A 24845-nucleotide genomic window follows, 5' to 3' on the forward strand; every position below is an offset into this window, starting at 1 on the left:
CACCGCGTCGTGGCCGGTGCCTCGGCGCTGGAGCGGCGCCTCGCCGCTGGCCGCGGTCAGCGGTCCTGCGGGTCGCCGCCGAGCTGGCCGATGGCGGGGAGGGGGCCGCCGTCGTCGGCGCCGGTGCGGCGCCAGCGGGCGATGGCGTTGCCCAGGTGGTAGATCACGAGGGCGGCGCCGGCGCCGAGGACGATGCCGCCGAGCTCGAAGCCGCCGGAGGAGAACGAGAAGCCGGCGATCGCGATCACGAGGGAGACCGCGGCGGTGTACTGGTTGACCGGGCGCGAGAAGTCGACGCGGTTGTCGATCCAGATCTTGATGCCGATCACGCCGATCAGGCCGTAGAGCGCGGTGGTGGCGCCGCCCAGGACTCCGGCCGGGATCGAGTTGAAGACGGCGCCGACCTTGGGCGAGAGGCTGAGCAGGATCGCGGTGACGCCGGCGACCCAGTAGGCGGCCGTCGAGTACACGCGGGTGGCCGCCATCACTCCGATGTTCTCGCCGTAGGTCGTGGTGCCGGAGCCGCCGAAGGCGCCGGAGAGGGTGGTCGCCACACCGTCCGCGATCAGGGCCCGGCCGGTGCTGGCGTTGGCGGAGGCGTCGGTCATCGTCGCGACGCCGCGGACGTGTCCGACGTTCTCGGCGATGAGGACGAGCACGACCGGCAGGAACATCGCGATGCCCGACCACGTGGATCCGGAGGCGAAGTCGGGGAAGGTGAACGGCGGCAGGCCGAACCAGTCGGCCGCGCCGACCGCGGAGTAGTCGATCTCGTTCCGCAGCAGGGCGACGACGTAGCCGATGACCACGCCGAGGAAGATCGAGACGCGGCCGAGGAAGCCGCGGAGGAACACGCTCGACAGGATGATCGCGGCGAGCGTGATCGTCCCGGTGATCGGCGCCTGCTTGAAGCTGAGGTACGCGGTCGGAGCCAGGTTGAACCCGATCAGGGCGACGATCGCGCCGGCGACGACCGGGGGCATCAGCCTGTCGATCCAGCCCAGGCCGACGACCTGCACGAGGACGCCGACGGCAGCCAGGAGGAGGCCCACGGCGACGACTCCGGCGAGCGCCGACCCCGTCCCTCCGACGGCGGTCGCGGCTGTGACGGGCGCGATGAAGGCGAAGCTCGAGCCGAGGTAGCTGGGGAGCCGGTTGCGCGTGATCAGGAGGAACAGCAGCGTCCCGACTCCGGAGAAGAGCAGGGTCGTGGCGACCGGGAACCCGGTGAGCACGGGCACGAGGAACGTCGCTCCGAACATGGCGACGACGTGCTGGATTCCGATGGCGATCGTCGCCGGCCAGGCGAGCCGCTCGCCGGGGGCGACGACGGCGCCGGGCTCGACGGTGCGGCCGTCTCCGTGCAGGGTCCAGATGGGCATGGGGCTCCTCGGCGGGGAAGGGAGGCGGGGGTCGACGTTCACAGTAGCGAGGGGTCTGGCCGTGCCGCGGCACCCGACCTACGATCGGGCCATGGACGGAGCGCGGCGTCTCGGCGAGGAGGAGTTCTCCGCGCACCTCGCCGAGCGGGTCGCGCGGATCCGCGGGTCGTTCGGCGACCTCCCGCTCTGGGCGGTCTCGGGCTGGAGCGGTCCGCGGCTGCTGGCGGAGTGGACGCTGACGGGCGGCCCCCGGGGGCTCTCGTTCCTCGCCGACGAGGCGGTCCCGGGCGGGCCGGGGCCCTCCGTCGAGATCCGCACGACCCTCGGCGATCCGCGGCACGACGTCGCGCTGCTCTGCTGCCGCGAGGAGGCGCCCGTCTCGTTCGTGCAGCCGGAGGCGCTGCCCGCTCCCACGCGGATCGCGGAGATCCCGGTCGACGGGGCTCCGGAGCCCTTCGAGGTCTGGGAGGGAGCCGGGGCCGTGCGCGCGGCCGCCTGGGTGCGGGGGCACGTCCTCACGCTGGAGTGCCGCGGAGTCGATCTGGACGCTCTCGCGCTGGACGAGGTGGACGACATCGAGCCGTTCGTGGCCGGCTGGCTGGAGTTCGTGGGCGCCTCGCGGCGTTGAGCGCCGACCCGCGCTCCCGCGCTGCTGGGAGAGCGCGGAGTCCCGCCCGGCGCGCCGGTGAAAGATGTGCGCCGATCCCGGACAGGAGGGAGCATGAGGCACATGCCAGCTCCCCTCGCGGGTCCCGACCGGTTCGCCGCGGTCGCCGCCGCGGTCGCCGATCCCGTCCGCCGCTACCTCTGGCGGCGCACCGACTCCGCCACCGCCGACGACGTGCTCGCCGCGACGCTCTCGGTGCTCTGGCGCCGCAGCGCCGACGTGCCCGAGGACGACCCGGTGCCGTGGGCGATCGGCGTCGCCCGGCTCCAGCTGCAGAACGCCCGGCGGATGCAGCGCCGCCAGGTCATGCTCGCCCAGCGGATCGCGGTCGTCGATCCGCCCCAGGTGCAGATCGACGAGGGCGAGGCGTCGGGCACTGAGGAGACCGTGCGCCTCGTGCTCGCCCGGATGCGCGAGCAGGACGCCGAGCTGCTGCGCCTCTGGGCGTGGGAGGAGCTCGACGTCCGCGGGATCGCCGCGGTCCTCGGAGTCACGGCGAACGCCGTCTCGATCCGCCTGCACCGCGCGCGGCGCCGCTTCGCCGAGCTCTACGACTCCACCGACCCGCACGCGCCCGAAGGGGGACTCCGATGACCGGAACCGACGACGAGGACGTCCGCCGCCTCCTCCGCACGGTCGACCCCGCGCGGAGCCTCCCCGCGCTCGACCGCGACGAGCTCGCCGAGCAGATCGCCGCCGCGACGGGTGAGGGCACGCGGACGGTGCACTCCCGCCGCCGGTCCCCCTGGCTGATCGTGGGAGTCGGCGCGCTGAGCGCCGGGGCCGCCGCCTCCCTCCTGCTGCCCTTCGCACTCGGCGTGGGCGGGGGCAGCACCTCGACGCTGATCCTGCCGAGCACGGGCGGGCCGATGGCCGCGTGCTCGCCGGTGACGGCCGCCGCGCTGGCCCCCGCTCAGCTCGCGTTCCGGGCCGAGGTCCGCTCGATCGACGGGAGCACCGTCACCCTGCACGTGCTCGAGCGCTACGCGGGCGAGGTCGGCGACGGCGTCACGGTCACCCAGGGCAGAGACACGGCGGTGGATGGGGCCCCGATCGTGTTCGAGACCGGGGTCGACTACCTGGTCGCGGCCGACGGCGACACGATCCTGACCTGCGGCCTCAGCGGCGAGAGCTCCCCCGAGCTCGCGGCGCTGTACCAGGAGGCGTTCTCGCGGCAGTAGGCGGAGGCGGGTAGCGGCCCGGGCGGGCGGTGGCAAGGGCCTCCCCGATCGGGGGGAGCGGCGCGCAGGCTGAGGCATGGGCCTCCCGGCCCTCCCCCTCCGGTCGCCCGGCGGCGCCCGCGGGCCCTCGGCGACACCGCCCCGCCCGCCCCGCAGGAGGCCCGCATGCCGGTGTTCCGGCTCCTCGAACCGCTCCATGCCGCCGGTGTCGCGCTCGCCGACCTCGCGAGCGATCGGCTCCGCCTCCACGGCGACGGCTCCGACGTCCGCATCACTGCGGTGACCGTCGCGCACACCGAGGCGGGCCCCGGCGCCCTCTTCGCCGCGCTCCCCGGAGGGAGGAGCCACGGGGCCCGGTTCGCGGCCGATGCTGCGGCGGCAGGAGCGGTCGCCGTGCTCACCGACGCGGGCGGGCTCGACGAGGCCCGCGCCTCCGGACTGCCCGTCCTCCTCAGCGACGACCCCCGCGCCGCCCTCGGCCCGGTCGCCGCGCAGGTGTACGGCACGAGGAGCGGACCGGTGCTCCTCGGCGTGACCGGCACCAACGGCAAGACCAGCACCGTGCACCTCCTCGACGCGGTGCTCCGGCAGCTGGGCGTCGTCTCGGGGCTGAGCTCCACCGCCGAGCGCCGCAGCGCCGACCACGTGGTCGCCAGCCGCCTCACCACGCCCGAGGCCTCCGAGCTGCACGCTCTCCTCGCCCGGATGGCGGAGGACGGCGTCGAGGCGGCGGCGATCGAGGTCAGCGCTCAGGCGCTCGTGCGCTCCCGGATGGAGGGGATCGTGCTCGACGTCGCCGGGTTCACCAACCTCAGCCACGACCACCTCGACGACTTCGGCGACCTGGACGAGTACCTCCGCGCCAAGCAGCGGCTGTTCACGCCCGAGCGGAGCCGCCGCGGCGTCGTGGTGGTCGACACGGAGGCGGGGCGCCGGGTCGCCCGCGAGGCCTCCGTCCCGGTCGTCACGCTCTCGGCCGGGGACGGTGCCGACTGGCGGATCGACGTGCTCGAGACCGCGGTCGACCGCACCCGCTTCCGGCTCACCGCCCGCGACGGCTGGTCGACGACCACCTCCGTCCCGCTCCTCGGCCGCCACATGGCCTCGAACGCGGCCCTCGCGCTGGTGATGCTGATCGAGGCGGGCCACGCGCGCGACCGGGTGGCCGCGGCGGTCGGCTCCGGGATCGACGTCACCGTGCCCGGGCGGACGCTGCTCGTGTCCGGCGCCGACGGGCCGCGGGTCTTCCTCGACTTCTCGCACACCCCCGACTCGGTCGCGCGCACCGTCGACGCCCTCCGCGAGGTGACGCCCGGCCGCGTGCTCGTCCTCCTCGGCGCCGACGGCGACCGCGACCCGAGCAAGCGCGCGCCGATGGCCCGGGCCGCCGCCGAGCGCGCCGACCTGGTGATCGTCACCGACCACCACCCGCGCTTCGAGGACCCGGCGCGGATCCGCCGCGCACTGGTCGACGGCGCGCGCCGCGTCGAGCGCTGCGAGGTGCTCGAGATCGCGGAGCCGGCCGACGCCGTCCGCGCCGCGCTGCACCGGGCCGGCCCGTCCGACTCCGTCCTCTGGGTCGGCCCCGGCGACACCGACTACCGCGTGGTCGGCGCCGACGACCTCCCCTACTCCCCCCGCGCCGACACGGCCCGCGCGCTGGCCGAGGCCGGCTGGAGCGTCGACCTGCTTGACTGACCGGGTGTTCTCGACCCTCCCGGTGCGCCGCGTGCAGGCCCGACCCGAGCACCCCGCCGACCTCTCGCGCTGGCCCGCGACGCTCGCGCCCGTGCGGCAGGTGCTGGCCGAGGGCTGGGATCTCGGCCAGGTGACGGTGATCACCGGCGAGAACGGCTCGGGCAAGTCGACGCTGCTCGAGGCGGTCGCCCTCGCCTACGGGCTGAACGCGGAGGGCGGATCCACGGGTGCGATGCACTCCTCCCGCGCCTCGGAGTCGGACCTGGCCGAGCACCTCCAGCTGGTCCGCGGGGCCGGGGCGTCCAAGCGCGGCTTCTTCCTCCGCGCCGAGACGATGCACGGCTTCTTCAGCTACCTGGAGGAGGTGGGGATCGACGGCGGGTACCACGAGCGGAGCCACGGCGAGTCGTTCCTCGACATCGTGGCGAACCGCTCCCGGATCAGCGGACTCTGGCTCCTCGACGAGCCCGAGTCGGCCCTCTCGGTGTCGGGCTGCCTCGCCCTGATCGGGCAGCTGCGCGACCTGGTCGCCGGCGGCTCGCAGGTCGTCCTCTCCACGCACTCGCCGATCCTCGCCGCCCTCCCCGGAGCCGACCTCTACGAGCTCGACGAGACGGGCCTCCGCCCCTGCCGCTACGACGACCTCGACCTGGTGCGGACCTGGCGCGGCTTCCTCGACCAGCCGGCCCGCTTCCTGCGGCGGCTGGAGTAGGTCGGAGGGCGCTCGGCCGCGCCGGAACGGGCCGTTCGTGTTCACCACGAAGGGAAGTACGTCGGCAGGCTGCCCCGTTCTCGCGCATCCCGAGCCGACCGGGCGAAAGTCTCCGCCGGCACGAGCACTGTCAGGCCGCGGAGGCCGCCGTCGGCCGGGCGACCCGGGGCGCCCAGCCCACCGCGATCGCGGCGCCGGCGAGCGCGAGCTGTCCGAGCGGCGGCAGGATCGCCGAGACCAGGGAGCCGTCGCCGCCGGACGTGACGAAGGTGTCGGCGACCGACATCCCGAAGCCGAACCCGGCGAAGAAGCGGAAGACGACGGCGCCGGCGACCAGGGCGAGCATGAGCACCGCGATCCGCCGCGGAGTCAGCGGCGACCTCCGGCCGACCAGGGCGCCGACCGTCACGACGATCGCGGCGGCCGTCCAGAACGCGGCCCACCCGGTGACCCAGATCGCGTGGGAGCCGAACTCGAAGCCGTCGCGCTCGGACATGGTCGCGTAGATCTCCGCCAGGGCCACGCCGGGGACCTTCGCCTGCGGATTCCATACCAGCAGATCCACCGCGCCCACCACCGTGACGCCCGCCACGAGCGCGAGGCCCGCGAGGGCGACGGGGAGGCGCTGAGCGCGGGTCGCCGTCCGCGGTGCGAGGGCGATGGTCCGCGAGCCGCCGAGGACGATCGCCCCGCAGACGAGTCCGGCGAGGGAGACGGGCAGGCCGACGAGGGCGAGGGGTCCGGGGAGGAGGAGGCCGGCCGCGGTGAGCACCGGGCCGACGACGGCCGCGACCAGGGAGATCCGCGCGAGCACCGTGCGGGCCGACGCCGCGGCGCCGAGGAGGTGGATCGCGCCGAGGACCGCGACCGCGACGGCGGCGACGAGCACCGCGGTCTGCGCGGCGCCGACCGCGGCCAGGGCGGTGTCGGAGGCGGCGCCCGGCTCGGGGACGATCCCGCCGCCGGTCAGCGCGATGCCGCTGAGCATCAGCGCGGCCGCGGCGAAGAGCGCGAGTCCGCGGCGGGCGAGGCGGCGCGGGAGCGTGCCCCGCGCTTCGCCGGTGTGCGCGGGCAGGTCGCGGTCGACGCTCGCGAGCAGGGCGAGCGCTCCGAGGACGACGCCGCGCCGGGGCAGTCCCAGCTCGGCGGCCCCGGCCAGGTCGGCCCGCCACTCCTCGAGGTAGCGCTCGCGGGCGAGCGGGGGCAGCAGCAGCGACAGGAGCCGCAGGAGCGCGCTCACGCGGTCGCCTCCGCCGCTCGCGGCGCCGACCGCGCGGTCGACCGCATCCGCTCGACGGCGGCCCGGGCTGCCGGGGCGCCCTCCGCGGTCAGCTCGTAGAGCCGGCGACGCGGGCCGCTCCGCTCGCTCGCGGCCTCCCACTCCGAGACCACCCAGCCCGCTCCCTCGAGCCGCTCCAGGATCGGGTAGACGCTGCCCGCCGGTCGCCCGGTGGCCTTGATCACGACCATGCCCCAGGTCGGGCCGTCGGCGTCGAGGAGGGTCCGGAGGACGTCCGCGGTGGCGGGCGTGAGGCGAGGGAGTGGCTGCACACGGATGACGCTACCTATGTAGAGATAGCGGGGTCAATCGGACCGCCTCCGTGCGTCCGGGCGATTCCACGCCACTCCTCGGCCTCGGTCGGGCCCTCAAACGTTCGACGACTGCGCCGCCCCCGTCCGAGGAGGACCGGCGTCGGTTCCGGCCCCGCCGCCCTGATCGGCGCCCTGATCCTCCGATGACCAGGGCGGGATCAGCTGACGCATCACCCTTCACGGGGGGACGTCGCCGAGCAGACGAGCACAGGCGCGTCCGCCTCCGCGATCCGGTCGTCGACCCCGCAGCAGCCGCGGACACTGCCGCTAGCCGGACCCCGCACGCAGAACGTCGGCCGAGAGCAGCCGCCTCCACCCTCGGGGGACGGCGGGCACTCTCGGCCGACGGTCTGCGCGCGAGCGCGGGGACTACTTGCGGAACATCCGCGCCGTGGTCTCGAAGAGGCCCTTCACGGGGCGCTGCTGCTCACCCTGCTGGGCGCCGAGGACGATGATGACGGCGGTCAGCACGGGGATGGCCCACTGGGTGACCTTCTGCACGCGGAGGGCCGTGGTCAGCTCCTGCGAGTTCTGCTCCGACGCCTCGGTCACGCCGGGGGCGCCCTCGTCGGCGTGCTTGGCCTGCGTCGCTCCGGCGACCGCGGCGATCACCGAGGCGGCACCGGCGAGCCCGGTCACGACGGTCTTGACGACGGTGTTCGTGCGGCTCTCCTGCTGGTTGGCCAGGCGGGTCTTGTTGGCGAGGACGAGTCCGATGCCGCCGACGCCGTGGGCGGCGATCGCGGCGAGCTGCACGGGGGTCCAGCGGGCCCAGCCGTTCGAGGAGAGGCGGAGGCGCTCCGCCGGGTCGGACGAGGTGGACGCGGCGCCGTTCAGGCCGACGGCGCCCATGAGCGAGCCGCCGAACCAGGCGGCGGCTCCGAGGTCGTGGAGACTGCGGACGAGGGTGTTGCGGGAGGGCATGTGGGCCTCTTCTCTGCCGGCGGCGGACGCCGGCGGTGGTCGGCTGGTGCGGACTCCTCCGACGCTACGCGCGCCCTGGAACCGCGCACGGGGCTTGACCTCTCCCCCTCCGACACGCTCCGCTGGAGGTCACCGACCGACCCGGACCGACCGACCCGAGGAGCCCCGCGATGCCCACCGACGACGAGAAGCGGACGACCCGCGACGAGTTCCACGACGCCGTGAACATGACCGCGAAGGAGCTCGAGGAGTGGCTCGGCACCGACGAGTCGAAGGAGGTCGGCCAGAAGCCGGAGGGCGGCGGCGAGTCCGTCGGCCACGAGAGCGGGCGCCGCATCGTCGAGCTGCTCGGCACGAAGCAGGCCGACCTGAGCGACGACGACTACGCCCACATGACGAAGGTCGTCGGCTACGTGCACCGGCACGCGAAGCAGCGTCCCTCGGGCGACGTCACCGAGACGAAGTGGCGCTACTCCCTGATGAACTGGGGCAACGACCCGCTGAAGGGCTGACCCGGTCCGAGAGCTGCGCTCAGCACATCCCGAAGAGGTTGCAGAGGGCGCCGCGGTCCTGGATCGACTCCATGCCGCCCGGCTTCTGCACCTTCGGCAGCTCGTAGGAGGCGGCGACCGTCTGCACGCCGGCGGACGAGGCGGCCTGCACGGGAGCGGCGGCAGGAGCAGCGGCGGGAGCGAGGACGGCTCCGAGGGCGAGTGCGGCGGCGGCGAGGATCGGGGCCATGGTCGTTCTCCTGTGATCGAGGGGTGCGATCGGCTCGACCGCTCCACCAGCATGGCGACGCCCCGTCGCACCGCTCCTGTACGAAAGACCAGTCCGCCCTTGTACGGAAGGCCGACGGGGCTCGGAGAAGGCTTCGGTACCCTGGTCCCGTGGTGGGGACGACGCGGTGGACGAACGACGTGCGGACGCTGCCCGGCGGCTGGATCACCCGGTCCCTCCTCCTCGGCTCCTTCACGCTCCTCGTCGTCATCGACCTGATGGGCGGCAGCGTCGACCTCACGTCGGTCCGCGGCTGGATCGAGCTGGCGCTCCCCTACCTGCCGCTCCTGGCGCTGCTCGCCGGCGCGATCCCCGCGGCGGTCTCGCTCTACCTCGTCTACGCCGTCGTCCTGATGCTCGGCGCCCCGCCGCTGCTGCTCGCGGCGCTGATCTTCCCGACCATCGTGGTGGTCGGCTTCGTCACCTTCCTCCTCCCCTGGCGCGCGGGGCTCGTCTTCGTGCTCGGCACCCTCGTCCTCCTGCCCGCGGTGCTGCTCGTCGACCGCGCCATGGGCACGGCCGTCTACGTCCTGGGCGCGTTCGTCCTCTTCGGCGGCACCGCCGGGCTGGGCCTGAACGCCTTCCGGGGCCGCAGCGAGCGGAGCGAGCGCCGGGCCGACCGCATCCAGGAGGAGCAGGCGCGGATCCGCAACGAGGAGCGGACCCGGCTCGCGCACGAGCTGCACGACATCGTCGCGCACGAGGTCACCATCATCGCCATGCAGGCCCGCCGCGCGACCTCGGTCGAGGACCCGGCCAAGACCGAGCGCATCCTCGAGAGCATCGGCGACGCGGCGCAGCAGGCGCTGCAGGATCTGCGGAGCCTCGTGACGCTCCTCCAGGACGAGGACGAGGCAGGCGCTCCCGCCCGCGGCGACTCCGACCTGCTCGGGACCCCGGAGGTCTCGGGCGCCACGACCACCGCTGTCGGCTTCGTCCACGACGTGCGGAACGTCGCCGACGCGATCGAGCGCGCGGGCTTCCGGGTCCGCCTCGACGTGGCGGGCTCCGTGGCGCAGGTGCCCGCGAGCCTCCGCCAGGTGCTGCGGCGCACGGTCCGGGAGCTGGGCACGAACGTGCTCAAGCACGGCGACACCGCCGGTGAGGTGCAGCTCCGGCTCGAGGTGTCGGGGGGCGAGGTGCAGCTGAGCTCCTCCAACGCGATCGCCTCCGCGGCTCCGATCGTCTCCTCGCACCTCGGGATCGAGGCGATGTCGGCCCGCTGCGCCGTCTTCGGCGGGCGGCTGGACGCGGGAGCCCGCGGCGGCCGCTGGACCACGACCATGACCATCCCCCTCGAGGGCCGGGCGTCCGGTGCGCTCGTCGCGGGGGCGACCGACGAAGGACGAGAGCGATGACCCGCGTGCTGCTGGTGGACGACGAATCGATGACCCGCGAGATCCTCCGCGACTACCTCTCGCAGGACCCGGCGATCGAGGTGGTGGGCGAGGCCTCCGACGGGAGGATCGCGGTGCAGCAGGCGGCGACGCTCCAGCCCGACCTGATCCTGATGGACATGCAGATGCCGGTCATGAACGGCGTCGCCGCGACCGAGCGGATCCACGCCGAGCACCCGGGCATCGCGATCCTCGGGCTCAGCACGTTCACCACGGACCGCTACGTCGTCGACCTGCTCCGCGCGGGCGCCTCCGGCTACCTGGTCAAGGACACGAAGCCGCGGGAGATCATTGCGGCGGTGCACGCGGTGCTCGCGGGCGAGTCCGTGCTCTCCGCCGAGGTCACGCGCCACGTGGTGAAGGGGCTCGAGGAGTCGGTGCCGGCGGAGACGGTGCCGGACCCCGATCTGCTCGAGGCGCTCACCGAGAAGGAGCTCGAGGTGATCCGCCTGCTCGCCCGCGGGATGAGCAACCGCGAGATGGCGCAGGAGCTGTTCGTCACCGAGTCGACCGTGAAGGCGCGGTTCGTGAAGGTGATGGAGAAGCTGGGCGTGCGCGACCGGGTGCAGATCCTGGTCTCGGCGATCGAGCACGGGCTCGTCGACCTGGGGACGCGTCCCGGCCGGAGCTGATCGAGCCCGCCGGATTCAGCCCCAGCCGACCACGTCGGCGACGGGCCGCAGGAGCCCCGCGACCGCCCGCTCGAGCGCACTCTCGTCGACCGCGGCGAGCGCCGACTCCGGATCGAGCACCAGGGCGCCGCCCCAGCCCATCACCTCGTACTCCACCAGGGTGCGCGCGAGCGTCTCGGGCGACCGCCAGGCGCGGAGGAGGTTCGCCCGCGCGAACGCGTGCGCGGCGCGTGCTCCCTCCCCGTGCGCGGCGCGGCCGTCGAGGACGGTGCGCAGCACGGTCTCGAGGGTCGGGATGCCCTGGCCGGCCGGGGAGACGACCTGCCAGGTGAGGGAGGGGCGGCTCGAGCGCAGGCCCCGCGCGACCTGGGCGACCGCATCGCCGCGGGCGGAGCGCAGTGCGGCGGGGACGAGCGGCTCGGCCCCCGCGGTGAGGCGGCACAGCGCCAGGAACGTCGCAGCGTGGCCGACTTCGCCGGACGGGTCCGCGCCGGTGACGATCGTGCTCTCGTAGCCCTGCTCGCGGGACTGGTGCAGAGCGCTCGGCAGCGGAGCCGCGGCGGGCACGGAGACGGGCCGGGACGTCTCGCGGACGGCGCGTTCGGGCCCGACCACGGCGAGCACCGGATCCCCGGCTCCCTGGGCGCGCTCGAGCGTCAGGGCGGTCCAGGCCGCGGCGCCCTCCGGAGGGAGCACCGCGGTGAGGCTCTGCGCCCCGGCCGTCGCCGTCCACGCGAGCGAGACCGCTCCGGGGGGAACGGCCGAGCGGAGGCGGGCAGCGCGGTCGGGCCCGTCGTCTCCGGCCGGGTCGCGCCAGCCGAGGGCGACGACGGCGAAGCGGGAGCGCTCGTCGACGACGGCGAGCGGGGGTGCGGCGGTCATGGGCTCCTCCTTCCGGGACGGGTGGAGGCGGCGGGAACGCCCAGTGCGGCGAAGGGCTGCTCGGCGAGGCGGGCCGCGGCGTCCGCGAGCAGCGGGCGCGGCGGCCGCGCGGCGAGGGAGTCGACGAGCTCGCCCGCGAAGCCGGGCGCACCGCGCAGCAGGGCATCCCGGGCGACGGTGCGGGCCAGACGCTCGTCGTCGTGCACCAGCCGCTCCGCACGCAGCACCGCGCGGTGCCGGGCGTGCTCGAGGGCGGAGTCGTCGCTCACCGCGAGGGCGCGGAGGCGGTGCCACGGATCGACGGGCACGGCGGTGTCGTCGACCAGCACGAAGAGGTCGTCGGCGACGGTGTCGCCCGGGCCGAAGAGTCCGGCGCTCGCGTCGAGTCCGGCCTGCGCAGCGAGCGCCTCAGCGGCGATCAGGTCGCCGAGCAGCTCGTCGGAGACGCGGGTCGACGGCGCGGCGGCGGTCGCGGCGAGCCGGCGGGCGGCGGGCTCGGCGCGGTACTCGGGGCGGGCCGTCCCAGGTGGGACGGCGACCGGTCCTGCCGCGCGATCGGGCGTCTCCGCGAGGACCGCGACCAGGCGGTCCAGGAGCCGGGCGGGGTCGTCGGCCGTGACGCCGACCAGCACGGAGCCGGCCGGGCGGTAGTGGCGCCTGTGCAGCGCGCGCAGGACGGGCTCGGTCGCGCGGCCCTCGAGGTCGAGGTCGCCGCTGCCGTCGTGCGCGTTCGGGGCGTCGGCCCAGTAGCGGGCGGTCAGGTGCGGCCACGGCAGCACGCCGCCCGGAGCGGGGGCGAGGCGCGCGGCCCGCTCAGAGGCGACCGCGCGGATCTGCTCCGCGATCTGCTCCGGCCGGAAGGCGGGGCGGAAGACCTGCTCGACGAGCCGCTCCGCGATCACGGCGGCCGACCCGGGAGAACCCGTCTCGAAGAACTCGGAGTAGTCGAGGTGCGTGTGACCGCCGAGGACGCCGCCGCTCTCGGCGACGCGGGTCTGCCGGACGAGACCGGCGACCCCCTCGCTGTCCTGGTAGACGAGGTGCTCGATCAGGTGCAGCATCCCCTCCTCGCCGTCGCGCTCGTGGCGCATGCCGGCGGGCACGGCGAGGGCGACCGAGTCGTTGCGGACCTCCGGCCGGTGCACGACGAGCGCGCGGGCGCCGGAGGGCAGGGCGGCGGACAGGGTCGGGACGTCGCGGGCGCTCATTCCGCCCGCTCCCCCAGCTGTGCGGCGGACAGGCGCAGCAGCAGCCGCGCCTGATCGCTGCTGGCGCCCCCGGAGCGGTGCCAGTCGACGGCGTGCTGGGCCAGCCGGAACGCGGTGCCGACGCGCAGCAGCTCGGCGTCGTGGTCCTCCTCGAGCGAGAGTCCGCGGCGGAGCGCGTCGAGGGCCGGGCGGAGCGCGGGGTGGAAGGCGTGCAGCTCTGCGAGCTCCCCGAGCACCCAGGCGGCGTCCCAGACCGGGTCGGCGAGCCCGACGTCCTCGCCCGTGAGCAGAGCGACGCGGGTCCCGTCGACGACGAGGTGGGCGAGGCCGGGGTGGCCGTGGACCACGACCGCGGCCGGCGAGGCGACGACCGCCTCCGCCCAGTCGGCGAGCTCGAGGAGACCGCCGGCGCCGAGCTCCTCGGCGGCGGGCGCCCAGCCACCGGCGAGCCAGCCGCGGGCGCGCTGCAGCGGACGCGGAGGGAGCGGCTCCCCGGCGGGCCGGGCGCCGTGGAGCGCGTCCAGCGCGCCCTTCCACTCGCGGCCGACGGAGACGAGCGCCTCCTCCGACAGCTCGTGGAGGAGCGCGGGCAGCAGGGCGCGGGCGGTGGTGCGGTAGCGGCGGATCGACGGGTCGGCGCCTCCCGGCACGATCCGGGGATCGGGCGCTGCGAGGCGGACGGGCACCGGCGAGAACGGCAGCGGCGCCTGCTCTCCGAGGCGGCGGGTCCAGACGGTGGTCCCGTCTGGTCCGGCCGAGAGCTCGGTGACGAGCAGCCCGGTGACGAGGGCCCGCGGAGGGGCAGTGGTGCTCACGCCGACCTCGCCTCCTCCGCGGCAGCCGGTGCCGTGCGCAGCGACTCCAGGTGGCGCAGCACCGCGGGGAACGCAGGCGGCACCCAGGCGAGCGCCGTGTCGCTGGACTCGCTCGGCCCGGGCACGGGGTCGATGACGGTGAAGTTGGCCGGCTCGCGCAGCAGCGCGAGGGTGGACTCGACGACCGGGTTGCCGAGCGCCCGCGGCGGGAGCGACGGAGCGATGCACACCGGCGCCTCCGTCGTGAGGGCCGCGAGCAGCGATGGGGAGTCGGTGATGCCGTGCGCGAGGCGCGAGGCGTAGTCGAGGGTGGCCGGGTAGATCAGGATGAGGTCGGCCCACTCGGCGAGGTCGACGTGGGCGACGACGATCTCGTCGTCCCAGCGGTCGTCCTGGATCCGGCCGCGCAGTCGCGACTCCAGGTTGTGCCGGGTGGTGAAGCGGTAGGCCGAGTCGCGGACGAGCACGCGGAACTCGGTCGCCGGAGCGGCGGCGCGCGCCCACTGGATCCAGTAGGGCATGACCTGGGTCATGGCGGAGCCGGTCAGGACGAGGGCCACCCGGGAGTAGCCGAAGCGGCCGAGCGAGAGGTCGGAGAGTGCGGCGCTCTGCGCACCGGGCGGGGTGGTCATGGCGGTCTCCTCAGAGGGCGGCGGGCGGGAGGGCGGATCGGGTCACGGCCGGCGGTGAGGACGGCGGCGGACGGGCGGACCGTGCCCGCGGAAAGGGCGGACGGGGATGGGCGGACGGCGCGAGCGGACGGCACGCGCCCGGGAGGGGCCGGGGCGACGCGGTCGAGGACCGGTCGCCCCGTGCCCGTCAGCACCCTGCGGTGAGGGTGACGCCGATGATGACGCCGGCGCAGAACGGGGTGGTGGCGGGCGCCTCGGAGGCGGCGTCGGTGCCGATCTCGTCGGCGGCGGTGAAGGTGTCGTGGGCGGTGGCGAGCTCGGCGAGGTCGGCGGACTGGACGGTCTGGGCGGTGATGGTCGACATGGTGTTCTCCTTGGATGAGTGGTGGCGGCGGATCCGCCGGGTCGTGCGGGGAGTGGTGCGGGTGGTCCGGCCGGAGGGCCGGGGAGCGGGTGCTGCGGGAGCACCCGGGCGGGAGGAGGGCCGGGTCAGCAGCCCGCGCCGAGGGTGGCGCCGACGATGATGCCGACGCACAGGGGCGTGGTGGCGGGCGCCTCGGTCGCGGCGTCCGAGCCGAGCTCGTCGACGGTGGCGAAGGTGTCGTGCGCTCCCGCGAGGGCGGTGAGGTCGGCGGACTGGGCGTCGGTGGAGATGGTGGTCATGATGTGTCCCTTTCGTGGAGTACCTCGGGCTGAGGTGGTGGTCCCCTCGGGATCGAGGGGAGGTTCGTGGGGCCCTAGCGGGCGGTGAGTCCCGGGCGGTCCGGGTCGATGCGCGCGGCGCGGGCGGCGTCGGCCCAGGCGTCGGCGGCGGGGATCGTCTCGGCCGAGGAGCGCAGGAGCGCTTCGGCGAGGACGCGGGAGCGGTGCTGGCCGAAGCTCAGTCCGCGGTAGGAGGAGCGCTCGTCGGCCGGGTCCTCGGCGTAGGCGAGGCCGTCGGCGAGCCTCTCGGCGAAGGCCGAGACGGCGGTGCGGGGCGAGGGCCGGGCATCGAGCAGCGGAGTGATCCTCCGGGCGACGTCGTCGGCGGAGTCGGCGGGCAGGTAGACGACGAGGGCGTCGGAGCGGGGGAAGGCCCGCGGGTCCGAGAGCGCCTTGGCCTGGTGGCGGGCTCCGGAGGCGGCGAGCGCCTCCAGGAGCGGGCCCCACAGGGCGAGCGCGTCCTCCGCCGAGTCGGCGACGAGCGAGAGGCGCACGACCCGGTCGGCGGGATCGAGTCCCATCGGGCCGAGGGCGAGGAGGTAGCCGGGAGTGGTGCGGGTGCGCCAGCTCGGCAGCCGGACGCCGGCGACGGCCCCGTCGGCGGAGCGGACGAGATCGACCTCGGGCACGAGGACCCGGACGCGGCCCAGCTCGACGACCCGGCGCTCCTCCCCCTGCACGGTGGCGGAGCCGAGCACCCCGGAGGGAGCGGGCTGCAGGACCGTGCGGTGCGGGATCGCGTCGATCAGCCGGGGGGCGAGGTCCTGGCCGTCGCCTCCGGCGGTCTCGCCGAGCAGCGGGTTCCGGAGGTGCAGGTGGGTGTAGACGGTGGCGGCGAGTCGGGCCCGCAGCTCGATCGGCCCGGTGGCCTCGATCACGGTCCCGTCGACCTCGGCCCGCAGCCGGGCTGCGTCGACGCTGATCACGGCCTCGTCGAGGACGGAGCGGGTGGTGAGGGCGGTCATCGCGGGCTCCTGTCGAATCCGAGGGCGGTGGAGTAGGCGGAGGGGGCGAGCAGGACGCGGCGGCCGATGCCGGCGGCGGCCCGCTCGATCCCGGGGAGGCGGGAGACCATCGAGGCCCGGGCGAGGGTGCGGTCGACGAGGTGCCAGCCCAGGTGGGCGGTGGCGCGGACGGCGAGGGCGTCGTCCGCGCCGGCGGTCTCGGCGGCGTAGGCGAGCCACATCCGCCGGATCCTCGGGACCAGTGCCGCCATCCGCTCCGCGATGCGGGCGTCCGCGGCCGCGGTGTCGAAGGCGAGGGGAGGAGCGGAGGCGCCCTCCCGGGTGGTCACGGTGTCGAGCACCGCGCGGTGGATCCACTCCCCCGCCAGCGTGCCGAGGTCGCGGGCCGGATCCCCGATCCCGAACTCCTCCCAGTCGAGCAGCTGGAGGCGCCCGTCGCGGAGGTGGAACTGGTCGAGGCGGAGGTCGCCGTGGATCGGGGCCGTGCGGTTGCCGCTCTCCCACTCGCGGAGATCCTCCGTGGCCGAGACGAGCTGCTCGTCGTGCTGCAGGTCGCCCCAGAAGGCGAGCTCGGCGAGGGTGAGGTCGACGTAGCGGGTGTGCGGGATGCCGACGCGCAGCATCTCGACGGGAGGGCTGGGGTGCGAGGTCGCGGTGAGGCCCGCCACCGGGCCGGCGTGCAGCCGGGCCAGGAGCCGGCCGGCCTGTTCGGGGAAGTCCGCGGGGACGCGCTCCTCCACGAGCAGGAGGGCCAGGCTGGTGCCGGGGCAGTGCTCGAACACCAGCAGGGAGTCGTCCTCGTCGGCCGCCAGCAGGCGGGGTCCGGCCGGGGCGTGCTCGGGGCTCCGGGCGGCGAAGCCGGCGAAGTCCCTGGAGCGGCGGAAGGCCGCGGGGCCCGCCGTCCGGGGCGAGACGTGCTTGACGAAGACGCGGGCGCCGTCGTCGAGGGTCATCGTCCACGACGCGTTCCGGCCGGCGAAGGCGGGGCGGTCGATCGCGGCGACGCGGTGGCGTCCGCCGCCGAGCAGCCGCTCGGTCGAGGCCGCCGCCCGGAGGGCCGCCGGATCCGCGGGGCGGTGCCCGGGGGTCGCGGGGCGGAGCCCGGGAGTCGCGAGGAGAGTCACGATCGTGTCCTTCGGTCGGTCGAGCGGATCAGAAGAGGTAGGTGACGACGAGGTAGGCGCCGCCCGCTCCCCCGACGAGGAGGGCGGTGTTGACGAGCAGCTTCTTGAGGGGCGAGGGGCGGGTCGAGGCGGTGCGCGAGGTGGTCATGGTGGTGTCCTTCCGAGGGGTGGTGGTGGTGGATATCGGGAGCCGGGCCTAGGAGGCGTCGGCGGCCTTGAGGGAGGCGCGGAGCGAGACGCGGGAGCCGGTGCGGAGCGCGTTGTTGCGGTAGACGCGGACGACCAGGCGGAACAGCAGCGGCACCGTGATCGCGGCGACGACGGCGGCGATCACCATCTCGGGGGTGCCGACCGAGTCGAGGCCGAAGCGCATCGGCATCAGGTAGGAGGAGAAGAGGGGGACGAAGGAGAGCGCGTGCACCCAGGCCTCGTCGAGGTTCGCCGGCACCACGTAGAGCGCGATGATCAGCAGCGCCATCTGCACGACGGAGAGCGGCATGGCGGCGGTGCCCAGGTCCTCCTGCCTCGACACGGTCGAGGCGAGCAGGGTGCTGAGGAGCGCGAAGAGCACGTAGCCCTGCAGGAACCAGACGAGGAACCAGACCAGGCTCGGGCCGAGCTCGATCTCGAGGACCGACCACCCGCCGACCACGCTGAACCCGCCGACGACGGCGCCGCCGATCACGAGCAGCTGGGCCAGGGTCACCAGGCCGACGCCGATCATCTTCCCGGCGAGCAGCGGGGCGACGCCGATCTTCGTCAGCAGGATCTCGACGATCCGGGACGACTTCTCCTCGACCACCCCCGAGGCCAGACTCGACGAGGAGTAGACCATCGCGGCGAGCAGGGCGCTGATCATCGCGGTCGCGAACAGGATCCGGGTGTCGAGGACCACGGTCCCCGCCTCCCTCGTCGCGTCGACCAGGAACCAGCCGCCGATCCCGGCGCCGAGGCCGGCGATCGCGGCCAGCGCGAGGGTCGCGGTGAGGATCGTGCGGTTCCCGGTGCGGGTCAGGATCTCGCGGCGGACGATCGTCGCGGCTCCCCGGGCCGGCGTCGGAGGAGCGGAGCTCTCGGCGGTCCGGGCGTGGGCGGCGCGGGGGTGCGTGGTGGTCATCGTCCTGCTCCTTGGATCTCGAGGCGGCGCTCGGCCGCAGGGGTGGAGGCGGCGGTGAGCCGCTCGGACAGCAGCTCGGTCAGCGAGCGCTGCGCGGTGCGGATGCTCCGGAGGCCGCCGTGGCGGGTGAGGGTCGCGAGCACCTGCTCGGGGACGTCCCGGCCGCTGCCCTCGATCGAGACGAGCAGCGACTCCGGCTCACCGGGGACCGGCTCGGCCGACAGTCCCGGTGTGACGCCGAGCTCGGCGACGAGCAGGTCGTCCAGGGGGCGGGAGAACTGCAGCTGCCAGCGGCTGCGGCCGTCGTCCTGCAGCTCGGCCACCGCTCCGCTCGCGGTCACACGGCCGGAGTCGAGCACGCAGACGGTGTCGCAGAGGCGCTCGACCAGGTCGAGCTGGTGGGAGGAGAAGAGCACGCCGACGCCGCGGGCGGACTGCTGCCGGATCAGGCCGGCCATCGTCTCCACGGCGACCGGGTCGAGCCCCGAGAAGGGCTCGTCCAGCACCAGGAGCGACGGATCGCCCACCAGGGACACGGCCAGCTGCACGCGCTGCTGGTTGCCGAGCGAGAGGTCCTGCACCAGCGTGTCGGCCCGCTCGGCCAGGCCCAGCGCGTCGATCACCTCCTCGGCGGTCTCACGGGCTCCCCGGGCGTCGTGCCCCTCGAGCAGAGCGAAGTGGATCACCTGCTCGCGGACCCGCATCTGCGGGTAGAGGCCGCGCTCCTCCGGCATGTAGCCGATCGAGCGGCGGTCCTCGGCGGTGATCGGCGCGCCGTCCCAGGTGATGGTCCCCGTGTCGGGGGTGAGCAGGCCCAGGATCAGCCGCATCGTCGTGGTCTTGCCGGCGCCGTTGCCGCCGATGAAGCCGACGATCTCGCCGCGGCCCACGGACAGGTCCACGTCGTGCAGGACCCGGTGGCCGCCGAATGCACGGCTCACGCCGCTGAGCTGAAGCCCTCGCATGTCATCTCCTCGAAGTCGTTTCTCTTGACTCCTCAGACGCTACGGACGCTCTCGCGACGGGCTCCTGTACTTCGGTACAGCGCCGAGGTGGCCGAAAGTGCAGGTCCCGCATCACCGGACGTGCAGGTCCCGAGGCGGCCGCGCGTGCAGGTCCGGGGGCGGCCCGGGTGCGGGCCGCCTGCGTCCCGAGCACGACGGACGCCCCCGTGCTCGTCCGGTCGGCGACCGGAGCGCACAGGGGCGTCCGTGGAGGAGGAGGGGCGGGGTCAGGCCGTCGCGCAGCTCCCGTCGACCTCGCCGATGACGCCGTCCGTCACCGACACGACCGCGCAGTTCGGGTAGCCCCGCTGCGGCCGGTGCGCGGGGTCGAGCGCGCGGAGGATGCTCCCGAGCACCGCTCCGTGCGTCACGACCAGCACGTCCCCGTGCTCGGCCGCCGGCACGAACCGCGCGATCGCGGCCTCCACGCGGGCGCGCACGGTGGCACCGCTGTCGGCCCGGCCGGAGGGGTCGTGGCGGTGGATCGCGTCGAGCACCGAGTCGAGACCGGCGTCGGTCATCCGCGGCCAGTCGGCGGAGGAGGGCACGTAGGAGTAGCCGTGGTCGGCGAACACCGGCTCCCAGAGCGAGGCGTTCGGCTGCCCCTCGAAGGCGCCGAAGTGCCACTCGCGGAGCTCGACCATCGGCTCGGCCTCGAGCGACGGGTGCTCGGCGAGCGCCGCCGCCGCCGTGGTGCGGGTGCGGGTGAGGTCGCTCGTGAACGCCGCGACGAGCGGCACGTCGCGCATCCGCTCGCCGAGGGCCGCCGCCTGGCGCTCGCCGCGCTCGGTCAGGGGCGAGTCGCACCAGCCCTGCAGCTGGCCGGCGACGTTGAAGAGGGTCTCGGCGTGGCGGACGAGGTGGATCGTGCCGCTCACGGGCGCGCGCTCGCGGTCGTCGTCGGGCGGGCGGGGGTGGTGCGGTGCATGCGGTTCTCCGGGGTCAGCGCGCTACTCCGGAGCGGCGCGCGCGATGTGGAGGGCCAGGAAGGCGACCTCCTCGTTGGGCAGGGCGGCCTGGTACTCGGCCGCCACGAAGGAGCGCACGCGCTCGGCGGAGGCGATCGCGCGCGGGTAGCGGGCGCTGAGGCTGGTGAAGAGGAAGTCGTCCTCGCTCTCGAGCAGGCCGCCCGAGAAGAAGCGCTCGGCGAAGTACTGCAGGTGCGCCACGAAGCGGGCGGAGCGGAGGTCGTCGCGGTCGAGCGCGGCTCCGCTGGAGTGCTGGATGATCGCGGTCACCGAGCGGATGAGCTGCACGATCCGGAGCGAGTCGATCCCGACCTTGCCGAGCTCCGCGTTGGCGAGGTGGAAGGCGACGTTCGCGGCCTCGTCGGCGGGCAGCTCCACGTCCAGGCGCTCGCGCATCCGCTCGACCGCCCGCTCCCCCACCGCGTACTGCACGGGGTAGACCGTCCGCATCTCCCAGGCCAGCCGGTTGGCGACCGAGAGCCCGCGCCGCTGCCGCTCCACCGCGAAGTGCAGGTGGTCGGTGAGCGCGAGGTACACGTGCGGGTCGAGCTTCAGCCCCTGCTTCTCCGCGTCGGCGACGACCGCGCGGGTGAGCTCGACGAACTCCGGCGGGATCTGCGCCAGGAGCTCGACGAGGTTGCGCTGATCCGAGTCGTCCAGCGCCACGAACACCTGGTCGACGCTCGAGGGCTCGATCGCCTCGCCGGCCTTCGCTCCGAAGCCGATCCCCCTGCCCAGGAGCACGCGCTCGACGCCGCGCTCGTCGACGACGAGGACGACGCTCGAGTTGAGCACCTTCTTGATGGTCTGCATGCGTGTCTCCGTCGACGGCCGCGTCAGGGCTGGGGTGGGGGTGGCGGGGCCTCTGCCCGGAGAGCCGGACGGCGCCTCCGGGCAGAGGAGGATCATCCCAGATCCGCGCCGTTGGAGGCGATGACCTTCTGGTACCAGAAGAACGAGTCCTTCCGGTAGCGCTCGGTGCTGCCGTGGCCGAGGTCGTCCATGTCGACGTAGACGAACCCGTAGCGCTTCGAGATCTGCGAGCTGGAGGCGCTGATCAGGTCGATCGGCGCCCAGCTCACGTAGCCGAGCAGCTCCACGCCCTCGTCCACCGCCTGGATCATCTGCTCGAAGTGCGCGCGGAAGTAGTCGATCCGGTACGGGTCGTGGACCCGGCCGTCCTCGGTCAGCTCGTCGCGCATCCCGAGCCCGTTCTCGACGATGAACAGCGGCTTGCCGTAGCGGTCGTAGAGGTCGATCAGCGAGATCCGCAGCCCGACGGGGTCGATCTGCCAGCCCCACTCGCTCGACTCGAGGAACGGGTTCTTGACGCCGAGGACCGTGTTGCCGGGTGTGCGCTCGGCGTCGGGGCGGACGGACTCCGTCATCGACATGTAGTAGCTGAACGAGATGAAGTCGACCGGGTGCTCGCGCAGCAGCTCGACGTCGCCCGCCTCGAACGGGATCTCGACCCCGCGGCTCTCGAGCGCCCGCAGCGCCAGGCGCGGGTAGGCGCCGCCCGCCTGGACGTCGGTGCAGAGGTAGAGCATCCGCTCCTTCGCCTGCGTCGCCGCGACGTCGTCGGGGTGGCAGGTGTTGGGGTAGGTGGTCAGCATCGTGAGCATGCAGCCCATCCGCGACTCGGGCCACAGCTCCTTCAGCGTCCTCGTGACCGAGGCGGAGGCGACGAACTGGTGGTGCAGCGCCGTGTAGCAGGCCTGCTCCACGCTGCCCTCGACGGTCTCCTCGATGATCCCGCCCGAGGTGAACGGGTGGCGGATGATGCCGTCGATCTCGTTGAAGGTCAGCCACATGTCGACGAGGTGGCCGAAGCGCTCGAAGCAGGTCCGGGCGAAGCGCTCGAACAGCCCGATCGTGCGGCGGTCGACCCAGCCGTTGTGCTTCAGCGCAAGCGCGAGCGGCGGGTCGTAGTGCGAGAGCGTGACCAGCGGCTCGATCCCGAGGCGCCGCATCTCGGTGAAGAGGGCGAGGTAGTAGGCGATGCCCTCCTCGAGCGGCTCCGCCTCCTCCCCCGTCGGGTAGAGGCGGGTCCAGGCGATCGAGACGCGGAGGGTGGTGAAGCCCATCTCGGCGAACAGCGCGAGGTCGCCGGGGTAGCGGTGGTAGAAGTCGATGCCGCGGCGCTTGGGGTAGTACTCGGTGTCGTCGTCGGCCATCGCCGCCGTGATGCTCTCCACCGTGTTGCGGTGGTGGATCGCGTACTCCTTCGGGTCCGCCTTCGGCTTGTAGGAGGCGACGTCGCTGACCGCCGGGCCGCGCCCGCCCTCGCGCCACGCGCCCTCGACCTGGTTGGCGGCGAGGGCGCCGCCCCATCGGAATCCGTCAGGAAGCGCCATCGGCGAGCTCCTTCTCTCTCTGCGTCACGGTCATGATCCGGTCGCCGGCGGTGATCCGCTCGGCGGCCTCGACGAGCACGGTGTACTCGGCGGAGTTGGTCACGAGCACCGGGGTCGTGGTGTCGTAGCCGGCCGCGGTGATCGCGGCCAGGTCGGCGGTGAGGAGCAGCTGCCCGGCCTCGACCCGGTCGCCGACCGCGACGTGCGCCTCGAACGGCGCGCCGTCCAGCTGCACCGTGTCGATGCCGACGTGGATGAGCACCTCGACGCCATCCGCGCGGCGCAGCCCCACGGCGTGGCGGGAGGAGAGCAGCGCGATGACCTCGCCCGCGAACGGCGCCCGGACGGCTCCGTCGGTGGGGCGGATCGCCAGCCCCTCGCCGAGCACGCCGGCCGAGAACACGGGGTCCGGCACCTCCGAGAGGGGGATGACGGAGCCGGTGAGCGGCGCCTGCAGCGCGAGCGGGCTCCCGGCGTCGGCCGCCACGTCGCCGAGCGCCTGGACGCTGGCGGAGGCGTCGTCGCGCCAGATGACGAAGGAGACGACGAACGAGACGGCGACCGAGATCAGCAGGCCGATCACGGCGTTGAGCAGGTTCCAGGGGTTCAGCCCGTCGATGAACATCGAGATGCTGGCGACGCCGGGGCTGACCAGCGCGAACGCGGCGACCTGCGTGGCGCCGATGTAGGCGCCTCCGACGACGCTGCCCGTGATGACGGAGACGAGGGCGCGCTTGTTCTGCAGCGTGACGCCGTAGAGCGCCGGCTCGGTGATCCCGAAGAGGGCCGAGAGGCCGCCCGAGAAGGCGGTGGCGCGGAGGGTCGCACTCTTGGTGCGCAGGGCGATCGCGAGGCTGGAGCCGGCCTCCGCCGCGTTGTGGGCGAGCGAGGAGGCGAGGTAGAAGGTGTCCTTGCCCGCGCTGGCCATCGTCGCGATGGTCGGCGGGATGAACGCCTTGTGCATGCCGACCGAGATGATCAGCGGGAGCACGCCGGCCAGCAGCGCGACGGCCACCCAGCCGAGCGCCCCGTAGAGGCCGATCATCGCGCCGGTGAGCATCGAGCCGAGCCAGTATCCGAGGGGGCCGAGCAGGAAGATCGTGGCCGGAGCGACGATCACCAGGCACATCAGCGGCACGTAGAACGTGCGGATCGGGCCCCACGAGTGCTTCGTGAAGAAGCGCTCGACGACCGAGAGCAGCAGCACGGCCAGGATCGCCGGGAACACCTGCGCGTTGTAGGCGATGACCGGCACCGGGATGCCGAAGAGCGCGACGCCGCCCTCCTGGTTGAGCAGCGTCGTGAACGCCGGGAAGACCAGGACGCCGACGAGCCCGAGCGCGAGCGGCCGGTTCACGTCGAGCTTCTTAGCGCTCGTGTACGCGACCAGCAGGGGCAGGAAGCCGAACACCGCGTCCGGGATGGCGGACAGCAGCTTGAAGTTGTCGCTCGCGGGGTCGAGCCAGCCCAGCGCCGAGGCGAGGACGAGGAACGACTTGAAGATGCCGGCGCCCGCGATGGCCGGGATGATCGGCGTGAAGACGCTGACCACGAAGTCCATGATCGTCGCGCCGAGGCGCTTGAGGGACCGCGGCTGCTTCGCCTGCTCTGCGGATGCGGTGGTGCCGCCGCGCAGCTTCTCGACCGCCGCGTACATCTCGCTGACGCCGCTGCCGACGATGACCTGCGTCTGCGGGCCGGTGACGACGCCGATCACGCCGGGCACCGCCTTCAGCGCCTCGACGTCGGCCTTCGCGTCGTCCGCCAGCGCGAACCGCAGACGGGTCGAGCAGTGCTGCAGCTTCGCCACGTTGGCGGCGCCGCCGACGTGCTCGAGGATCGCCTTCGCGCTCTCCTGGGTACTCATCGGTACTCCTCCGGGTGTGTGGGGACGCGCGCTTCCCTGCGCTGTGCTGCCCGGCCGTCCGTCGCCGTCCCCGCCCCCTCCGGCACCGTCATCGGTGCTCCGGCGGAGCGTCAGGAGGCGTCCGGGCACAAAAAAAGGACCCGACGACGCTCATTACGCGTTTCGTCGGATCCTGCCTGCACGACCAGTCACATGTCCGAGAGCGAACGTAACACGGGGGTGGGTGGGGCGTCAAAGA

27 protein-coding genes are annotated in these 24845 nt (G+C 74.1%); 8 read left to right on the top strand and 19 right to left on the bottom strand.

The genetic code is table 11. The annotated features are described in order from the left end of the window. Positions 1–56 precede the first annotated feature (56 nt). Positions 57–1382: a uracil-xanthine permease family protein gene (locus C5C49_RS10510; protein WP_104225956.1), complete on the bottom strand. Its 1326-nt coding sequence runs from the start codon at positions 1380–1382 to the stop codon at positions 57–59. A gap of 91 nt (positions 1383–1473) precedes the next feature. On the opposite strand from C5C49_RS10510, the gene C5C49_RS10515 reads away from it, so the two are divergent. From C5C49_RS10515 to C5C49_RS10535, 5 genes are all read left to right on the top strand, one after another. After that, positions 1474–2010 carry a hypothetical protein gene (locus C5C49_RS10515; RefSeq protein WP_104225957.1) on the top strand — a complete coding sequence of 179 codons (537 nt, stop codon included), beginning with the start codon at positions 1474–1476 and terminating at the stop codon, positions 2008–2010. A 102-nt stretch (positions 2011–2112) separates the two neighbouring features. Next, complete coding sequence (locus C5C49_RS10520) at positions 2113–2643, top strand: RNA polymerase sigma factor (RefSeq protein ID WP_181135755.1); 531 nt, start codon at positions 2113–2115, stop codon at positions 2641–2643. After that, the gene (locus C5C49_RS10525) at positions 2640–3230 is read left to right on the top strand and encodes a hypothetical protein (RefSeq protein ID WP_104346126.1); all 591 of its coding nucleotides are present in this window, start codon (positions 2640–2642) and stop codon (positions 3228–3230) included. Before C5C49_RS10520 ends, C5C49_RS10525 begins: the two co-directional genes overlap by 4 nt. Before the next feature lie 165 nt (positions 3231–3395). Next, positions 3396–4928, top strand: a complete 1533-nt coding sequence (locus C5C49_RS10530) for a Mur ligase family protein (RefSeq protein WP_104346127.1) — start codon at positions 3396–3398, stop codon at positions 4926–4928. A gap of 4 nt (positions 4929–4932) precedes the next feature. Continuing rightward, entirely contained in the window at positions 4933–5640 is a 708-nt protein-coding gene (locus C5C49_RS10535; RefSeq protein WP_258068440.1) for an AAA family ATPase, read from the top strand. 130 nt (positions 5641–5770) lie between these two features. Here C5C49_RS10535 and C5C49_RS17010 read toward each other — a convergent pair whose 3' ends face one another. From C5C49_RS17010 to C5C49_RS10550, 3 genes are all read right to left on the bottom strand, one after another. Beyond that, positions 5771–6880 carry a hypothetical protein gene (locus tag C5C49_RS17010; protein WP_181135756.1) on the bottom strand — a complete coding sequence of 370 codons (1110 nt, stop codon included), beginning with the start codon at positions 6878–6880 and terminating at the stop codon, positions 5771–5773. Continuing rightward, positions 6877–7191 (bottom strand): PadR family transcriptional regulator, encoded by a 315-nt coding sequence (locus C5C49_RS10545; protein WP_104346128.1) that lies wholly within the window; start codon positions 7189–7191, stop codon positions 6877–6879. Before C5C49_RS10545 ends, C5C49_RS17010 begins: the two co-directional genes overlap by 4 nt. Positions 7192–7602: 411 nt before the next feature. Next, on the bottom strand, positions 7603–8157 hold the full coding sequence (locus C5C49_RS10550; RefSeq protein ID WP_104225093.1) for a hypothetical protein: 555 nt from the start codon (positions 8155–8157) through the stop codon (positions 7603–7605). A gap of 170 nt (positions 8158–8327) precedes the next feature. Here C5C49_RS10550 and C5C49_RS10555 point away from each other — a divergent pair, with 170 nt between their 5' ends. Next, positions 8328–8669: a DUF3140 domain-containing protein gene (locus C5C49_RS10555; RefSeq protein ID WP_104237815.1), complete on the top strand. Its 342-nt coding sequence runs from the start codon at positions 8328–8330 to the stop codon at positions 8667–8669. 19 nt (positions 8670–8688) lie between these two features. On the opposite strand, the gene C5C49_RS10560 is transcribed toward C5C49_RS10555, so the two are convergent. Continuing rightward, a complete protein-coding gene (locus C5C49_RS10560) occupies positions 8689–8898 on the bottom strand; it encodes a hypothetical protein (protein WP_104225965.1) in 210 nt (69 codons plus the stop codon). A 149-nt stretch (positions 8899–9047) separates the two neighbouring features. Here C5C49_RS10560 and C5C49_RS10565 point away from each other — a divergent pair, with 149 nt between their 5' ends. Further along, positions 9048–10295, top strand: a complete 1248-nt coding sequence (locus C5C49_RS10565) for a sensor histidine kinase (protein ID WP_258059356.1) — start codon at positions 9048–9050, stop codon at positions 10293–10295. Next, positions 10292–10966 (top strand): response regulator transcription factor, encoded by a 675-nt coding sequence (locus C5C49_RS10570; protein ID WP_104225096.1) that lies wholly within the window; start codon positions 10292–10294, stop codon positions 10964–10966. Before C5C49_RS10565 ends, C5C49_RS10570 begins: the two co-directional genes overlap by 4 nt. A gap of 15 nt (positions 10967–10981) precedes the next feature. Here C5C49_RS10570 and C5C49_RS10575 read toward each other — a convergent pair whose 3' ends face one another. The 14 genes from C5C49_RS10575 to C5C49_RS10630 form a co-directional block, all read right to left on the bottom strand. Beyond that, entirely contained in the window at positions 10982–11848 is an 867-nt protein-coding gene (locus C5C49_RS10575; protein ID WP_104346129.1) for a hypothetical protein, read from the bottom strand. Then, entirely contained in the window at positions 11845–13056 is a 1212-nt protein-coding gene (locus C5C49_RS10580) for a pitrilysin family protein (RefSeq protein WP_104346130.1), read from the bottom strand. The genes C5C49_RS10575 and C5C49_RS10580 overlap by 4 nt, the downstream gene beginning before the upstream one ends. Then, positions 13053–13871, bottom strand: a complete 819-nt coding sequence (locus C5C49_RS10585; RefSeq protein ID WP_104225099.1) for a hypothetical protein — start codon at positions 13869–13871, stop codon at positions 13053–13055. The genes C5C49_RS10580 and C5C49_RS10585 overlap by 4 nt, the downstream gene beginning before the upstream one ends. Then, positions 13868–14503 (bottom strand): flavoprotein, encoded by a 636-nt coding sequence (locus C5C49_RS10590; RefSeq protein ID WP_104225100.1) that lies wholly within the window; start codon positions 14501–14503, stop codon positions 13868–13870. Before C5C49_RS10590 ends, C5C49_RS10585 begins: the two co-directional genes overlap by 4 nt. 187 nt (positions 14504–14690) lie before the next feature. Then, positions 14691–14867 (bottom strand): hypothetical protein, encoded by a 177-nt coding sequence (locus C5C49_RS17015; protein WP_181027123.1) that lies wholly within the window; start codon positions 14865–14867, stop codon positions 14691–14693. A gap of 125 nt (positions 14868–14992) precedes the next feature. After that, on the bottom strand, positions 14993–15166 hold the full coding sequence (locus tag C5C49_RS17020; RefSeq protein WP_181027122.1) for a hypothetical protein: 174 nt from the start codon (positions 15164–15166) through the stop codon (positions 14993–14995). 74 nt (positions 15167–15240) lie between these two features. Further along, positions 15241–16170, bottom strand: coding sequence for a T3SS effector HopA1 family protein (locus C5C49_RS10595; RefSeq protein WP_104225969.1), 930 nt, complete (start codon positions 16168–16170; stop codon positions 15241–15243). Continuing rightward, complete coding sequence (lxmK, locus tag C5C49_RS10600) at positions 16167–17294, bottom strand: class V lanthionine synthetase subunit LxmK (RefSeq protein WP_258059357.1); 1128 nt, start codon at positions 17292–17294, stop codon at positions 16167–16169. The genes C5C49_RS10595 and lxmK overlap by 4 nt, the downstream gene beginning before the upstream one ends. A 196-nt stretch (positions 17295–17490) precedes the next feature. After that, the gene (locus C5C49_RS10605) at positions 17491–18411 is read right to left on the bottom strand and encodes an ABC transporter permease (protein ID WP_104225127.1); all 921 of its coding nucleotides are present in this window, start codon (positions 18409–18411) and stop codon (positions 17491–17493) included. Beyond that, positions 18408–19376 carry an ABC transporter ATP-binding protein gene (locus C5C49_RS10610; RefSeq protein WP_104225128.1) on the bottom strand — a complete coding sequence of 323 codons (969 nt, stop codon included), beginning with the start codon at positions 19374–19376 and terminating at the stop codon, positions 18408–18410. Before C5C49_RS10610 ends, C5C49_RS10605 begins: the two co-directional genes overlap by 4 nt. Positions 19377–19642: 266 nt before the next feature. Then, positions 19643–20293 (bottom strand): histidine phosphatase family protein, encoded by a 651-nt coding sequence (locus C5C49_RS10615; RefSeq protein WP_104346131.1) that lies wholly within the window; start codon positions 20291–20293, stop codon positions 19643–19645. A gap of 72 nt (positions 20294–20365) precedes the next feature. Beyond that, positions 20366–21196, bottom strand: a complete 831-nt coding sequence (locus C5C49_RS10620; RefSeq protein WP_104346132.1) for a PRD domain-containing protein — start codon at positions 21194–21196, stop codon at positions 20366–20368. Between the two features lie 92 nt (positions 21197–21288). Beyond that, positions 21289–22740 carry a glycoside hydrolase family 1 protein gene (locus tag C5C49_RS10625; protein ID WP_104291724.1) on the bottom strand — a complete coding sequence of 484 codons (1452 nt, stop codon included), beginning with the start codon at positions 22738–22740 and terminating at the stop codon, positions 21289–21291. Beyond that, positions 22727–24607 carry a beta-glucoside-specific PTS transporter subunit IIABC gene (locus C5C49_RS10630; RefSeq protein WP_104307928.1) on the bottom strand — a complete coding sequence of 627 codons (1881 nt, stop codon included), beginning with the start codon at positions 24605–24607 and terminating at the stop codon, positions 22727–22729. The genes C5C49_RS10625 and C5C49_RS10630 overlap by 14 nt, the downstream gene beginning before the upstream one ends. Between the last annotated feature and the right edge of the window lie 238 nt (positions 24608–24845).

This window comes from Rathayibacter sp. AY1E2, assembly GCF_002932325.1.
Lineage (GTDB): Bacteria > Actinomycetota > Actinomycetes > Actinomycetales > Microbacteriaceae > Rathayibacter.